This is a genomic window from Myxococcus sp. RHSTA-1-4, assembly GCF_020037125.1.
Lineage (GTDB): Bacteria > Myxococcota > Myxococcia > Myxococcales > Myxococcaceae > Myxococcus.
Genome location: NZ_JAIQDG010000018.1, coordinates 89999 through 103675, shown reverse-complemented (window position 1 = coordinate 103675; position 13677 = coordinate 89999). Strand labels below are relative to the sequence as shown.

The window sequence follows — 13677 nt, the reverse complement described above, 5'->3', positions numbered from 1 at the left end:
GCCTCGCGAGCCATGGCCATGGACAAGGTGGGCCCGGTGGGCGGAGCGGGCGTGTCGCCCGCGGTGGAGCCCGGACGGGAGCGGTTCGGCAAGGTGCTGGAAGAGGCGCGCGGACCGGCTCGGGGCACCGGGCTGCCGGTGGCCACGGAAGGGCCTTCACGGCCCGCGCCCGCGGAGGCGCCACGCGGCGTGGCCCGGGCGGAGGCCGCGAGCCGCGCGGCGCCGGGCTGCGCGGAGGTGAAGCCCGGCGCGCGGGTGGATTCGGTGCAGGCGGCGCGCGAGCAGCAGGCGGCGCAGGTGCTGGACAGGGTGGGGCAGGCGCAGAAGCGGTTGGACCACATCCTGAAGATGGCGGAGTCCGGCCGCACCTTCACTCCCGCGGAGCTGCTCGCGCTGCAGGCCCACGTCTACCGCGCGAGCCAGGAGCTCGACCTCGCCGGCAAGGTCGTCGAGAAGGCGACCGGCGGCGTCAAGCAGGTCCTCCAGACCCAGGTTTGAGGAGCACCCATCATGCGTTTCCCTCCCCGACGCTGTCTCATCTTCCTCCTGCTCCTGTGCGCCACCGCGTGCCGGGAGCGCATCCAGCACGGCCTCGACGAGCGGCAGGCCAACGAGCTGCAGGCCGTGCTCCTCGAACGCGGGCTCGACGCCCGCAAGGTTCCGGAGGCGGGCAAGAAGCCCACGTGGTCCATCGAGGTGATGGACGAGCAGGCCACGGACGCGGTGCGAATCCTCGCGGAGCTGGGGCTGCCGAGGCCCGCGGCGGAGGTGGGGTGCGACGTCTTCGGTGGCGGCGGGCTGGTGCGCACGCCGGTGGAGGAGTCCGTCTGCCGCGTGCGGGTGCTGGAGCGGGGGATGGAGAAGACGCTGCAGACGGTGGAGGGCGTGCTGCTGGCGCGCGTCCACCTCGTGGTGCCGGCGCCGCCGAGGCCGGGGCAGACGCCCGCGCCGTCGAAGGCGTCGGCCATGCTGCGCGTGGCGCCGGGAAGCGCGGCGCGGGTGCGGCAGTCCGGGGAGACGCTGAAGGCCCTCATCGCGGGCGGTGTGGAGGGTTTGTCGCCGGACGCGGTGTCGCTGCTGGTGGACGAGGTCTCCTCCCGGGTGGAGGTCCCCGTGGGGGCGGGAGTGTCGCCGCTGACGAGGCTGCGCGCGTTGCTCGCGGCGCTCGGCGTGGTGGTGACGGGGCTGGCGGTGGCGCTGGTGCTGGTGACGCTGCGGATGCGCCACTACCGGGAGCGGGCCTCGGCGCCGCCCGCTCCTCCGGTGCCCGCGCGGCCGGTGGTGAATCCGGGCGCGGCGCGCAAGGTGGCGTGAGCGGCCGCGGGAGGACCTCATCATGCAGGCGACACGTGTGGGCCGGGCTCTCCGCCCGGGAAGGAAGAGTTCGCCACCGCCAGTCCAGGCCCGTGCGCCGGAACGGGAGGAGAAGACGCATGTCCGGCCTCCTCCGCCGATGCCGCTGCCCCTGGAGCGCTTCGCGCTGGTGGCGTGGGTGCTGGGGCGGGCGCGGGCGGCGGAGCTGCTGGGCGGGCTGCGCGAGCGCGAGGCGGAGCGTGCGAAGGAGCACCTGCTGCACATCGCGGCCCTGCCCTCGGCGCAGCGGCAGGCGAAGGTGGCGGTGGAGTTCGGAGAGCGGGCCGACGCCGCCGCGAGGTTGAAGGCCTTGATGAACGAGGTGTCGGAGCCGCTGCGCCAGGAAATCTTCCGGCGGTTGCCGCCCTATCACCGGACCCTGTTCCCCGGGCGTCAGGTGGAGCCCGCCGATTCCGGGGCGCCGCCCGCGCTGGGCGCCCTGGCCGAGCGGCTCATCCGCGAGGCCACGCGCTGAGCCTCCGCGCGGCGGGACTCCGTCCCGGCCCGTGTACCCGGCATCCCGCATCCGGATGCCCTGTCTCTTCAACCCCGCGTCTTCACGGGCCCGGCCCCTGGCGGGCGCCGTGCACGGGTGGGGTGTGTCCCGAACGCGGCAAGGGAGTCTTCGATGAAGGTCGACGTTGAGCAGTCCCCCACCCAGGGCCGCGTCCTCACGGGCTCGCCAGCCGGCGGGCGCCGTACGCGGGTGGGGGGGGGCCCGAACACGGCCACGGAGCCTTCGATGAAGGCCGACGCCGGGTTTTCTCCCACCCGGAAGGTCCGCCCGCTGCGCGGGTTGGGCTCGCGCCGGTTGACCCGGGCTCACCTGACGCTCGCGGAGCGGCCCCAGGTCGCCGCTCTTGGGAGGGAGGCGCTGGGGGTGGTGGCGGACGCGCTGTCTCGTGAGCTGGGCTGTCCGGTGAAGGCGGAGGCGCGGCTCCTGGAGGCCGCAGTGCCTCCGGCGACGGGGCTCGCGCAGCCAGCGGTGTTCGCGCTGCTGGAGCTGTCGGCGGTGGGGGGCACGGGGGTTCTGGAGCTGGAGCCGGCCCTCGCCTTCGCCGCGCTGGAGCGCATCGCCGGGGCGGGGCAGCGGCCAGGCGTGGTGACGGAGCTGGCGCGCCTGGAGGAGGCGACGCTGGCCTACCTGCTGCTGCTGGCGCTCTCCGCGGTGCGTACCCAGGCCGGGTTGTACCCGAGGCTGGGGCCCCGGCTGGCGGGGGTGACGATGCGGAGGGCGGACGTGACGGCGCGGCTGGATGGCCGGCAGCCGCTGGTGGCGGTGGAGCTGTCCCTGACGGTGGGGCAGGTGGTCGCGGGGGCTCGGTTGCTGCTGCCGGCGTCGGTGCTCCAGACGGTGTTCCAGGCGCTGCCGGTGGAGCGAGGGCAGGACCTCGCGCCGGAGGTGCTCGCGGCGGCGCTGGAGGCGCGGTGTCTCATCGGACAGACGCCGCTGCCGGCCACGGCGCTGGAGGCGCTCGTGGTGGGGGACGTCGTGCTCTTCGAGGGGGTGCGCCGAGACGGCGGGCGCCTCCTGGGGCGTGGGCGGCTCGTCACCCATGGCTTCGCGTTGGCGGGGGACTACCTCGCCGAGGGTTTTTCGCTGACGCGCGCGCAGGGGCGCGCGACTTCAAAGGAGTCGGACATGGTGGCCATGAAGGAGAAGAGCGAGGGGATGCCCCCGCTGCCGGTGGACGTGGAAATCGAGCTGACACGGGTGATGGTGCCGCTGTCGGAGCTGGCGGCGCTGAAGCCGGGCGCGCTGCTGCCGCTGCACATCAACGCCAACGAGCCGGTGCTGCTGCGCGTGGGAGACCGCGCGGTGGCTCGCGCGGAGTTGGTGGAAATCGAGGGCGAGGTCGGTGCCCGTGTCCTGGCCCTGCTGCCATGAGCCACGCGATGAACAATCCCCTCTCATCCCTGTCCCCGCGCTCACGTCTGCTGGCGGCGGGAGTCCTCGTTCTCGGGCTGGCGGCGTTGGGCCCGCTCGGAGGACTCTCCATGACGTCCGCCGCGCGGTGGATGCTGGGCGCGGTGGCGCTGGGCGGCCTGGGCTGGTGGCTCCGGCGGCGCGGTGCGGCGGGGCCGGGCATTCCTTCCATCGACCGGATGCAGGTCGTCTCGCGGGCGGGGCTGTCCCCGCGCTGTGGCCTGGCGCTGGTGGAAGTGGACGGGCGGAGCTTCCTGGTCGCCTTCGGTGACTCGTTCGCGGAGATCCGCGAGACGGAGGACCCGGAGTCCATGTTCTCACGGGCCCTGGCCCAGGCGCGCAGGCCGATGCCGAGGCGGCGCACCCCGGGAAGGAACAAGGGGGTGGGGCGATGAGGCGCGTGCTCCTGGGGGTAGGGCTGTTGGCTCCGGTTGTGGCCACCGCGGCGGAGGGGTCGCTCTCCCGGATGTCCTACGCGGGCAGCCCGCTGTCGATGATGGGGATGCTCGCGCTGATGTCGCTGCTGCCGTTCGCGGTGCTGATGCTGACGAGCTTCTCGAAGATCGCCGTGGTGCTGTCGCTGGCGCGCTCGGCCATGGGGACGCAGCAGGCGCCACCCACGTTGGTACTGACGGGGCTGGCGGCGGTGCTCACGGGCCACATCATGGCTCCGGTCATGGAGCGCATGTACGACGCGGGACAGTTGGCGTACCAGGAGCTGGAGTCGGGCTCGGGGACGCAGATGCTCTCCGCGGCGTCTCGTGTGGCGGAGCCGCTGCGCGCCTTCCTGGTGAAGCACGGCAGCCCGGAGGAGCGGGCGCGCTTCGTGGACCTGGCGCGCGAGCTCCGGCCGCCCGAGGAGGCGGACGCGGTGCGGGAGACGGACCCCTTCGTCGTCATCCCGGCCTTCGTCATCACCGAGCTGAAGGAGGCGTTCCAGATTGGCTTCCTCGTCTTCCTCCCGTTCCTGGTGCTGGACATGGTCATCGCCAACGTGCTGCTCGCGCTGGGGATGCAGACGCTGTCACCGAGCCAGGTGAGCCTGCCCTTCAAAATCCTCCTCTTCGTCGCCGTGGATGGCTGGGCGCTGCTCGCGCGCGGCCTCATCCTCGGCTACCGGTGACCCCATGACGCAGGACGTCCTGCTCACCCTGGGGCGTGAGGCGCTGCTGCTGATGGTGCTCGCCTCGCTGCCGCCCATCGGCTCGAGTCTGCTGGTGGGCTTCCTGGCGAGCCTCTTCCAGGCCACCACGCAGCTCCAGGAGAGCACCCTCTCGGTGGTGCCCAAGCTGTGCGCTGCCGTCCTCTCGCTCATCTTCGCGGGGCCGTGGATTGCCGCGCAGCTCACTCGCTTCACGCACCAGCTCCTGCTGCTCATCGCCGAGGTGGCGGCATGAACCTGGAACCGCTTCGCGTCTGGCTCGAGGCGCTGGGGCCGGACATCGTCGTGGTGGCGCTGTGCTCCGCGCGGCTGGTGCCCATCGCCTTCCTGTGCCCGCTGCTGGGCGGGCAGGCCACGCCCACGCCGGTGCGGCTGGCGCTGGTGCTCGCGCTGGCGCTCTTCCTGCGCGTGGAGGCGGGAGTGGAGCTGACGGCCCCGGTGGACTCCTCGCTGGAGCTGGCGGCGCTGGTGATTCGCGAGCTGGTCTACGGAATGTCGGTGGGGCTGGTCGCGGCGCTGCCCTTCGACGCGGCGCGGATGGGCGGGCGCTTCATCGACCTGTTCCGTGGCACGTCGGCGGAGGCGAGCCTGCCCGTGGCGGGGAGCCGTGAGTCGGCCACCGGAGATGGGCTCTACCATCTGCTCGTCGCATTGGTGGTATCGGGCGCGTTGTTCCCGCTGGTGCTCTCCGGACTGCTGCGCGGCTTCGCGGTGGTGCGGCCGGGCGCCTTCGTTCCCACCGAGGCGGCCACGCTCCACGTCATCATGCTGGCGGGAGGCGCCCTGGCTACGGGGCTGGCGGTGGGGGCCCCGGTGGCGGCGGCGGTGCTGGCGGTGGATTGCTTCCTGGGGCTGGCCTCGCGAGCGGCGCCGCAGGTGAACCTGCAGGAACTGGGGGCGCCGGTGCGGATTCTCGGAGGTGGCGCGCTGCTGTGGCTCGGCACCGGGGTGCTCTGCGAGCGGCTGCTGGCGGGCGTGCTCTCCACGGAAGGGGCGCTGGTGAGGCTGGGGGAGGTGGCGCGATGAGTGGAGAGAAGACGGAGCAGCCCACTGCGAAGCGGCTTCGCGAGGCGCGGCGCAAGGGGCAGATTCCACGCAGCCGGTTGCTGTCGTCCAGCGCGGTGACCCTGGGTGGACTGCTCGGCTTCACCGCGTTCGCGTCCGAGGGCTTCGCGCGGCTCCAGGCGTGGACCGCGCGGCTGTTCCTCGAGCATGAGGCCACCGGAGCATGGGAGGAGGGGCTCTGGATTGCCGCGCGCCTCTGCGGGCCGGCACTGGGCGGAGCGCTCGTGGCGTCGCTGGCGGTGTCGATGGCCACCGTGGGCTTCGAGCTGGAGCCGAGCCACGCGGCGCCGAAGCTGGAGCGCATCAGTCCCGCGGCGGGCCTGAAGCGGCTGTTCAGCCTGCGTCCCCTGATGGAGGTTGCGAAGGCGCTGGTGGTGGTGGCGCTGGTGACGGTGCTCGTCTGGAACGAGGTGGAGGAGGTCGGGCCGGACGCGCTGCGCGCCGCGTGGATGGGTGGGGCGGAAGGGCTGGGCCTGCTGATGGAGCGCCTGGGCGGGCTCGCCACCCGGCTGGCCTGGGTGGTGCTGGTGCTGGGCGTGGGGGACTACGCGCTCGCGCGGCGGCGCCACCTCAAGGACCTGATGATGACCCGCGAGGAGGTGAGGCGCGAGCACAAGGAGAGCGAGGGCGACCCGCGCCACAAGGGGCAGCGGAAGGCGCTCCACCGCCAGCTCGCTCAGGGCGGACCGGCACGTGGAGTGCAGAAGGCCAACGCCGTGGTCGTCAACCCCACGCACATCGCGGTCGCGCTCCGCTACGACGTCCAGGAATGCGAGGCGCCCTACCTCGTGGCCAAGGCCCGCGAGGCGGAGGCGCTCTCGCTTCGGGAGGAGGCACGGCGGCAGGGGATTCCGGTGGTCCGGGATGTCCCGCTGGCCCGAAGCCTCATCCACTACGACCTCGGCGAGGCCATCCCCGAGGAGCTGTACGAGGCGGCCGCCGTTGTCCTGCGCACGGCGATGGAGTCGCGGAGCGTGGACGGCCATCCACGGAGACAGACGTCATGAACCCGCTCTCGAAGGTGTTGCTGAAGGCCCGGAAGTCCTCGGACGTGGTGCTCGCGGTGGCGATGGCCGCCGTCCTGGGGGCGCTCATCATTCCCCTGCCGGCGTGGCTGCTGGACGCGGGGCTCGCGCTGAACCTGGCGGCGGCGGTGGCGCTGCTCGTGGCGGCGCTCCGCGCGAAAGATGCGCTGAAGGTGACGGCGTTTCCCACGCTGCTGCTGTTCACCACGCTGTTCCGGCTGTCGCTCAACGTGTCGTCCACGCGGCTTGCGCTCGCGGAGGGACACGCGGGTGAAGTCATCCAGGCCTTCGGCGAGTTCGTGGTGCGGGGCGACTACGTGGTCGGCGCGGTGGTGTTCGCCATCCTGACGCTGGTGCAGTTGCTGGTGGTGGCCAAGGGCGCCGAGCGTGTCGCGGAGGTGTCCGCCCGCTTCACGCTGGACGCGATGCCGGGCAAGCAGATGTCCATCGACGCGGACCTGCGCGCGGGGGCCATCGACCAGGCGCAGGCCCGGCGGCGGCGGCGCGACCTGGAGCGCGAGTCGCAGATGTTCGGCGCCATGGACGGCGCGATGAAGTTCGTGAAGGGAGACGTGGTCGCCGGCCTGGTCATCGTCGCGGTGAACCTGCTGGGCGGCACGCTCATTGGCGTGTTGCAGGGCGGAATGCCCCTGGCGGAGGCCGCGTCCACCTTCGCGCTCATCGCCATTGGCGACGGGCTGGTGTCCCAGGTGCCTTCGCTCTGCATCGCAGTGGCGGCGGGCCTCGTCGTCACGCGGGTGGCCTCGGAGAAGGAGGAGGACTCGCTGGGCTCGGAGATTGGCTCGCAGTTCTTCGGGGAGGCCCGGACGCTCTGGGTGGTGGCGGGGCTCTGTGTGGCGCTGGCCCTCATGCCGGGCATGCCGCACCTGACGTTCCTTGCGCTCGCCGGAGGGCTGGGCGGGCTCGGCTACGCGCTGACCCGGCTGGGGCCTTCGGAGACGGGTGGCAAGGATGGCGCGAAACAGGGGGCGCCCGCGGAAGGCGCCACGGCGGGCGCGGCGGGCGCGGCGCCGGAGAGCGCCTCGGTCCCCGTGGGTGTCTCACCGCTGACGCTGGACCTGGCGCCGGACCTGACCGCGATGGCGGAGGAGGAGGGGGGGGCGTTTGTCCACAAGACGCTGAACGCGGTGCGGGACGAGCTGTTCTTCGAGCTGGGGGTTCGCGTCCCGGGCATCCGCGTGCGGACCCAGGCCGCGTACCTGTCTCAGGGGGAGTACCGCATCCTGGTGGACGAGGTGCCCGCGGGGGGCGGGCAGGTGGTGCCGGGCGCGCTCTACGCGCTGGTTCCCCCGGAAGAACTCGTCTTCCTCCAGGTGAAGGCCGAGCCCGCGGTGGAGCCCGCCACCGGCAAGGCCATCAGCCGGATTCCGGAGTCGGGGCGGGTCCTGCTGGAGACGGCGCAGGTCGCCCTGAGGCGCCCGGGAGGGCTGCTGGCGGACCACCTGAGAAGCGTGTTGCGGACGCGCGCCGCGGACCTGCTGGGGCTCCAGGACGTGCAGGGACTGCTGGAGGGGCTGGAGGCCCAGTCCCCCGTCCTGGTGAAGGAGGCGCTGCAGAAGGTGCCGCTGCCGCTGCTGACGGACGTGCTGCGCAAGCTGCTCCAGGAGGGCGTCAGCATCCGCGACCTGCGTGCCATCCTGGAGGCGCTCGTGTCGCCCACCACGGAAGGGGACGCCGCCGCGCTCGCCGAGCGCTGCCGGCAGGCGCTGCGCCGGTACCTGAGCCACAAGTTCGCCCCCACGGGGCCGCTGTACGCCTACCTCGTGGACCCGGAGGTGGAGGAGGTGCTGCGGGCCACGGGGCCTCGGGGGCCCGCGCCGGACCCGGAGCGCGTGGCGGAAATCCTGGAAGGGGTGCGGCAGGTGGCCACTGGCGGGCAGGCGGTGCTTCTCACCGCGCCGGATGTCCGGAGGCCGCTGCGCAGGCTCTGCGAGGGCGCGTTCCCGGACGTGGCGGTGCTCACCTACGGTGAGCTGGATGGAGCTCTGCAGATTCGCCCCATCGGCCGGCTGTCGCCGGTGCCGGTGGGGCGCTGAGGGGGTGACGACTCAGAGTCCCGTGCCGGTGTTGCCGGGGCCCTTGCTCTCGGAGACGGGGGGCAGGTCCGTCTGGGCCTGCTGCGGCGGCGGGCGGTTGACGCGGTCCCGAAGCTCCTTGCCCGTCCGGAACAGCAGGCCACGCTTGGGCTTCACCGGGATGACCTGGCCCGTCTTCGGATTGCGCCCCTGGTAGCCCTGGTAGTTCTTCACGTGAAAGGCGCCCAGGCCCCGAATCTCGATGTTCTCCCCGCGGCAGAGGGCATCCTTCATCGACTCGAAAATCGTCTCGATGGTGGCCTCAGCCTGCTTCTGCGTCACGCCCCGTTTGGCGACGAGGATGTTGATCAGATCGGACTTGAGCATCGGACGCTCCCGCAAAGCCTGTGACCCCTTGGAAACAGGGCACTCTGGCCCGTGGTCGAATCCTGAAAACATAACAGAACGCCTCCCCCATGCAAGCAGGGTGGACTCCCAACCACCTGGAACCTCTACGGATTTCCGCCGGCCGCAACCCTGGGGGGCGCGGCGGGTGGGGTGTCGGCCAGTCCCGGGCGCAGCGGCACCACCAGGTCCAGCCACCGCGTGCGGCGCAGCAGGTCGATACCGGCACAGTCGGCCGCCTGGAACAGGGGCTCCATCTGCTCGAAGCCGGGGGCGCGGGGGCCCTGCCAGGTCTTCGTGTCACCGCTGATCATCACCCCGTGCACCGCGAGCGTGGTGTCCGCCAGGGTGAGGAGGGCCGGCTCTCGCGCGGGCCGGACGCCGCCCCGGCGCAGGCGCTCCAGCAGCTCGGCCTCCACCATGCGGTCGACGACTTCGTGGACGAGCGACTCGGGGACCCGGAGCCGGGTCGCCAGCTCGCGGGGCGTGGGGGGCTGCGTCCCGTCCACCCAGGCCAGGGTGGCCTCCTGGGCGATTCGTGCGGCCACCAGCTCGTGCGCACGGGGGTGGCTGCCGAAGGCGAAGAGCGAGTCCCGGAAGGCGGCGTGCTCCACGGCGTAGGACAGCCGGGCACCGAAGAGCAGCAGCAGCCAGCTCACGTACACCCACGCGAGGAACAGGGGCAGGGCACCCAGGGAGGCGTAGATGGGGTTGTGGCGGAAGCTGCGGACGGCGAACTCGGCGTAGACCTGCTTGGCCACCATCCACCCAAGGCCCGCCACCAGTCCCCCCGCCAGCGCGGAGCGCACGCGCACGTGGGAGTAGGGCGTCCAGAAATAGAGCAGGGTGAGGCTGGCCACGGTGATGAGGGCGGTGCCCAGGAAGATGAAGGCGCCCGCGTGGGGGGCGTGGCTCTGGAGGAAGGCGCGGACCTTGCCCGTTCCCGAGAAGGAGGCGGCGAGGAAGAAGGGGCCCAGCAGCAGCAGGCCGCCGTAGATGAGCAGGCGGATGCCCCAGGGCCGCTGACGGCGGATTCCCCACAGCTCATTCACCGCGCCATCGAGCTGCCGTAGCAGAGAGCCCGCCGACAGCATCACCGCGAGGAAGCCCACGCTGCCGATGGCGATGGAGTTGCTCGGCTGAAGGAACTTGTCGAGGAACGCGGAGGTCTTCCCCACCACCCCGGGGTCCAGCAGCTCGCCGACGACGAAGCGCAGCCGCTCCTTGAACTGCTCCTGGTGGAAGGCGCTCAGCAAGACCAGTCCCACCGTCAGCAGCGGCACCAGCGAGAACATGCTCATGTACGTGAGCGCCGCGGCCCGCAGCCGGAGGTTCTCCCCCCGGAAGCCCTGGGCCACCGTCCGCGCGGCCAGGAAGGTGTCCGTCGCGAAGCGGCCGACCTGGGTGTCCTGCACGGGGGCCCACACCCGGAGGCCCCAGCCGACCAGCCTGTCCCGGGTGGCCCACAGCCACCGCCGCGGACTCCACATCACGCTCTCCCCCAGGCATTCCGGAACGGGTGGGCGGCAGCCCGCCCGAGGCCGATGACCCGGTGCCTCGTCAGGGGCTGAGCGCAGGGGGGAAAGGAGGAAGTCATCCGAGGGAGCCAGCAGGGCCCGGAAGCTGACGACGCTCCGCGGCAGGGAGCCTCAAGGCTAGCGAATCCGGGGCCCCCGGGGCCAGCCCACCCCAGGGGGAAGTGGGTGGCCAGGGAGCACCATCCGACACCACCGTGAGGCCAGGGGAGTGCCGGAGGAAGACGCTCCCCTTGGGGAGCCCATGCCGGAAGGGCTCACGGCATGGGTTCGAGGAGCGCCCGCGCTCCACACGGCAGGAACTCAGGCCGTGCCGCCGCCCGAGGGCTCCGAGCCGCCCCCCGTCGAAGCCGGTGGAGTCGGAGGCGTCGAGCCGCCACCGCCCTCCCCACCGCCGCCGGCCGAGCCCTGCTCGCCGCCGCCGCGCTCGCCCCGCTCACCCCGCGACTCACCACCCCGGCGCTCACCGCGCTCGCCACGGTTTCCGCGCTCACCGCCGCGGTCCCCACGCTCGCCGCCGCGCTCACCGCGCTGTTCACCGCCGCGGTCGCCACGCTCGCCACGCTGCTCGCCGCCACGCTCTCCCCGGGGACGGTCTCCACCCCGGTCAGGGCGCCGGCCATCGCGCCGGTCGTCCCGCCTGTCACCACCGCGGTCGCCCCGGTCGCCTCGCTCACCGCGCTCGCCGCGGTCCCGGTCCCTCCCGCCACGCCGGCCCTGGTCCTGGCGTCCGTAGCCGCCACCGCCATTGCTGTCCGGCTTGCGCTGCTGCATCGCCAGCTCGCCGTCACCGGAGCCCGGCGACGAGGCCACCTTGTGCTCGGGGCCCGTGGCCGAGCGGCCGTAGATGTCGTACTGCTCGCGGTGGTAGTTCTGCTGCGCCTTGACCTGGATGGACTTGTTGTACCGGTCCATCAGGTGGCGCAGCTCGTTGCGCTCCTCGCCCTGGAGCAGGCGCGCCACTTCCGCGTTGCAGTTGATGACCAGCGTGGAGTCCTTGTAGCCCGGCGCCTCGCGGCGGATCTCCCGGAAGATTTCGTACGCCACGGTGGTGGCCGTCTTCACGAAGCCGTTGCCGTCGCAGTACGGGCAGTCCTCGTGGAGCATGCGGCCAATGGACTCGCGCACGCGCTTGCGTGTCATCTCCACGAGGCCCAGCTCGGAGATGCGCAGCACGTTCGTCTTCGCCTTGTCGCGGCCCAGCGCTTCCTGCAGCGCCTTGAAGACCTTGTCGCGGTTCTGCGCCTTCTCCATGTCGATGAAGTCGCAGATGATGATGCCGCCGATGTTGCGCAGCCGGAGCTGGTAGACAATCTCCTTGGCCGCCTCGACGTTGATCTTCGTAATCGTCTCCTCGAGGCTCTTCTTGCCGACGTAGCGGCCCGAGTTGACGTCGATGGCGGTGAGCGCCTCGGCCTGGTCGATGATGAGGTAGCCGCCGCTCTTCAGCCACACCTTGCGCTGGGTGGCGCGCTGCAGCTCCTGCTCGATGCCGTACGCGTCGAAGACGGTGTCGTCGCCCTCGTGCAGCGCCACCCGGTCGCGCAGCGCGGGGTCCTGCGCGGTGACGAAGCCGAGGATGCGCTCGTACTCCTCGCGGTCATCGACGACGAGCTTCTCCACGTCGTGCGCGAACAAATCACGCGTGGCGCGCAGGATGAGGTCCAGGTCCGGGTGCAGCAGGCCGGGGCCGCCGCGCTTCTCGTTGCGGCGCACCACCTGGTTCCACACCTCGATGAGGAACCGGATGTCGCTCTCCAGCTTCTCCTGAGGCACGTTCTCCGCGACGGTGCGGACGATGAAGCCCGTCCCGGGCGGGCGCATCTTGTCCACGATTTCGCGCAGCCGCCGGCGCTCCTTCTCGTTGGAGATGCGGCGGCTGATGCCCACGTGGTCCACCGTGGGCATGAACACCAGGTGACGGCCGGGGATGGAGATGTGCGAGGTGAGCCGCGCGCCCTTCGTGCCGATGGGGTCCTTGGAAATCTGGACCACGACTTCCTGGCCCACCTTCAGCAGGTCCTCAATCTTGTCCGTCCGGCGCTGCTTGGGCTTCTCCTTCTCCTCGTCGCGCTTGTCGCGGCGCTTCTCCTCCTGCGGGCGCCGGCCCTTGTCCTTCTCGCGGTCCTTCTCACGGCCCTCGCGGGCGCGTGGCTCGCGCGCCTCCCGGGCCTCGCGCGGCGTGCGACGCTCGCCGGATACCTCGGCGGGGCGCGCGGCCGGAGCGGGCGCGGCCTCGGGCGCGGGGATGATTTCGCTCAGCGCGGTGGCCGCGTGCGGAGGCGGCTCGGGCGGCAGCATCGCCAGGGCCAGCGCGGCGGCGCCCTCGTCGGAGACGGGAGCGGCAACCGCGGCCGGAGCCTCGACGGAGCCTCCGGCGGCAGCCACGGCCGGGACGGCCTCGGCCACGGGCGTCGCCTCCGTCACCTCGACGGCGGCCGCCTCGGCCGGAGCCTCCACGGAAGCGGCGGCGGGCGCCTCGGCAGAAACCTCCATCGGGGCCGGGGAGGCCTCGGGAATGGGCACGGCCGGCGCGTTGGCGGCCAGCTCCATGATGGTGTCGCGGGGCAGGTGCTCGGTGGAGTGCGCGGCGGCGGCCTCGCCGGCCAGCTCCTCCGCCTCGGCCTCCGCGCCCGGGGCGCCGGTGTGGGCGGCGGCCTCGGCGGCATCGGCCTCCAGCTCGGTGGGGACGTCCGGGGCGTCCTCGTGCTCGCCCTCGGTCAGCTCGAACTGGGCGCGCGCGAAGTCAGGGTCGTAGACGACGTCGCTGACGTAGAGGAAGGCGGCCTTCTCCAGGCCGATGTCCACGAAGGCGGCCTGCATGCCCGGGAGCACCCGGACGACCCGGCCCTTGTAGATGTTTCCGACGACGCCCTTGTCCTTCTTACGCTCGAGGTAGAACTCCGCGATGTGGCCGCCCTCGACGAGCGCGACGCGGGTCTCCCGACCCGCGGCGTTGATGACCAGGATGCTGCTCATGGATGAATCCTGCACGCGCGCGCGGTAGGGCGGACCTCACCGGACGGGAGGCGGCAAGACGCCGCGCCTCCGAGCACGCTGCGAAGGGAGAGGCGGCCTCCTGAGGACCTTCCGCGAAGCGAACCACCCCGGACCTTCCGGGTGAGACTCGTGTCGCGCTGTCGAGGACCGAGGGGACCACCGCCTGCTC

The 13677-nt window shown here is 72.2% G+C and carries 13 protein-coding genes; 10 read left to right on the top strand and 3 right to left on the bottom strand.

What is annotated here, in order from left to right; all coding sequences use genetic code 11:
* The first annotated feature begins 12 nt into the window (after positions 1–12).
* From K8638_RS24100 to K8638_RS24055, 10 genes are all read left to right on the top strand, one after another.
* Positions 13–498 carry an ATP-dependent helicase HrpB gene (locus K8638_RS24100; protein ID WP_223756950.1) on the top strand — a complete coding sequence of 162 codons (486 nt, stop codon included), beginning with the start codon at positions 13–15 and terminating at the stop codon, positions 496–498.
* 12 nt (positions 499–510) lie between these two features.
* Positions 511–1314 carry a flagellar M-ring protein FliF gene (locus tag K8638_RS24095; RefSeq protein WP_223756949.1) on the top strand — a complete coding sequence of 268 codons (804 nt, stop codon included), beginning with the start codon at positions 511–513 and terminating at the stop codon, positions 1312–1314.
* 139 nt (positions 1315–1453) lie between these two features.
* Positions 1454–1828 carry a hypothetical protein gene (locus tag K8638_RS24090; RefSeq protein WP_223756948.1) on the top strand — a complete coding sequence of 125 codons (375 nt, stop codon included), beginning with the start codon at positions 1454–1456 and terminating at the stop codon, positions 1826–1828.
* Between the two features lie 267 nt (positions 1829–2095).
* Positions 2096–3241: a type III secretion system cytoplasmic ring protein SctQ gene (gene sctQ / locus K8638_RS24085; RefSeq protein ID WP_223757070.1), complete on the top strand. Its 1146-nt coding sequence runs from the start codon at positions 2096–2098 to the stop codon at positions 3239–3241.
* Between the two features lie 8 nt (positions 3242–3249).
* Complete coding sequence (locus K8638_RS24080; protein ID WP_223756947.1) at positions 3250–3675, top strand: flagellar biosynthetic protein FliO; 426 nt, start codon at positions 3250–3252, stop codon at positions 3673–3675.
* A complete protein-coding gene (gene sctR / locus K8638_RS24075; protein WP_223756946.1) occupies positions 3672–4403 on the top strand; it encodes a type III secretion system export apparatus subunit SctR in 732 nt (243 codons plus the stop codon). The genes K8638_RS24080 and sctR overlap by 4 nt, the downstream gene beginning before the upstream one ends.
* 4 nt (positions 4404–4407) lie before the next feature.
* Positions 4408–4677, top strand: coding sequence for a flagellar biosynthetic protein FliQ (locus K8638_RS24070; RefSeq protein ID WP_223756945.1), 270 nt, complete (start codon positions 4408–4410; stop codon positions 4675–4677).
* Entirely contained in the window at positions 4674–5468 is a 795-nt protein-coding gene (locus K8638_RS24065; RefSeq protein WP_223756944.1) for an EscT/YscT/HrcT family type III secretion system export apparatus protein, read from the top strand. Before K8638_RS24070 ends, K8638_RS24065 begins: the two co-directional genes overlap by 4 nt.
* Positions 5465–6514 carry a flagellar biosynthesis protein FlhB gene (locus K8638_RS24060; RefSeq protein WP_223756943.1) on the top strand — a complete coding sequence of 350 codons (1050 nt, stop codon included), beginning with the start codon at positions 5465–5467 and terminating at the stop codon, positions 6512–6514. Before K8638_RS24065 ends, K8638_RS24060 begins: the two co-directional genes overlap by 4 nt.
* Complete coding sequence (locus tag K8638_RS24055; RefSeq protein WP_223756942.1) at positions 6511–8589, top strand: flagellar biosynthesis protein FlhA; 2079 nt, start codon at positions 6511–6513, stop codon at positions 8587–8589. Before K8638_RS24060 ends, K8638_RS24055 begins: the two co-directional genes overlap by 4 nt.
* Positions 8590–8601: 12 nt before the next feature.
* Here K8638_RS24055 and K8638_RS24050 read toward each other — a convergent pair whose 3' ends face one another.
* The 3 genes from K8638_RS24050 to K8638_RS24040 all read right to left on the bottom strand — a co-directional run bounded on the left by K8638_RS24050 (position 8602) and on the right by K8638_RS24040 (position 13487).
* The gene (locus K8638_RS24050) at positions 8602–8955 is read right to left on the bottom strand and encodes an HU family DNA-binding protein (protein ID WP_223756941.1); all 354 of its coding nucleotides are present in this window, start codon (positions 8953–8955) and stop codon (positions 8602–8604) included.
* 125 nt (positions 8956–9080) lie between these two features.
* The gene (locus K8638_RS24045; RefSeq protein WP_223756940.1) at positions 9081–10463 is read right to left on the bottom strand and encodes a YhjD/YihY/BrkB family envelope integrity protein; all 1383 of its coding nucleotides are present in this window, start codon (positions 10461–10463) and stop codon (positions 9081–9083) included.
* Between the two features lie 348 nt (positions 10464–10811).
* Positions 10812–13487 (bottom strand): Rne/Rng family ribonuclease, encoded by a 2676-nt coding sequence (locus tag K8638_RS24040; protein ID WP_223756939.1) that lies wholly within the window; start codon positions 13485–13487, stop codon positions 10812–10814.
* Between the last annotated feature and the right edge of the window lie 190 nt (positions 13488–13677).

Bases quoted from the DNA above. Each gene is read 5' to 3' on its own strand.
- K8638_RS24080 (WP_223756947.1), top strand. From the start codon at position 3,250: ATGAACAATCCCCTCTCATCCCTGTCCCCGCGCTCACGTCTGCTGGCG.
- K8638_RS24065 (WP_223756944.1), top strand. From the start codon at position 4,674: ATGAACCTGGAACCGCTTCGCGTCTGGCTCGAGGCGCTGGGGCCGGAC.
- K8638_RS24090 (WP_223756948.1), top strand. From the start codon at position 1,454: ATGCCGCTGCCCCTGGAGCGCTTCGCGCTGGTGGCGTGGGTGCTGGGG.
- K8638_RS24050 (WP_223756941.1), bottom strand. From the start codon at position 8,955: ATGCTCAAGTCCGATCTGATCAACATCCTCGTCGCCAAACGGGGCGTG.
- sctQ (WP_223757070.1), top strand. From the start codon at position 2,096: ATGAAGGCCGACGCCGGGTTTTCTCCCACCCGGAAGGTCCGCCCGCTG.
- K8638_RS24040 (WP_223756939.1), bottom strand. From the start codon at position 13,487: ATGAGCAGCATCCTGGTCATCAACGCCGCGGGTCGGGAGACCCGCGTC.
- K8638_RS24045 (WP_223756940.1), bottom strand. From the start codon at position 10,463: ATGTGGAGTCCGCGGCGGTGGCTGTGGGCCACCCGGGACAGGCTGGTC.
- sctR (WP_223756946.1), top strand. From the start codon at position 3,672: ATGAGGCGCGTGCTCCTGGGGGTAGGGCTGTTGGCTCCGGTTGTGGCC.
- K8638_RS24060 (WP_223756943.1), top strand. From the start codon at position 5,465: ATGAGTGGAGAGAAGACGGAGCAGCCCACTGCGAAGCGGCTTCGCGAG.
- K8638_RS24095 (WP_223756949.1), top strand. From the start codon at position 511: ATGCGTTTCCCTCCCCGACGCTGTCTCATCTTCCTCCTGCTCCTGTGC.
- K8638_RS24100 (WP_223756950.1), top strand. From the start codon at position 13: ATGGCCATGGACAAGGTGGGCCCGGTGGGCGGAGCGGGCGTGTCGCCC.
- K8638_RS24055 (WP_223756942.1), top strand. From the start codon at position 6,511: ATGAACCCGCTCTCGAAGGTGTTGCTGAAGGCCCGGAAGTCCTCGGAC.
- K8638_RS24070 (WP_223756945.1), top strand. From the start codon at position 4,408: ATGACGCAGGACGTCCTGCTCACCCTGGGGCGTGAGGCGCTGCTGCTG.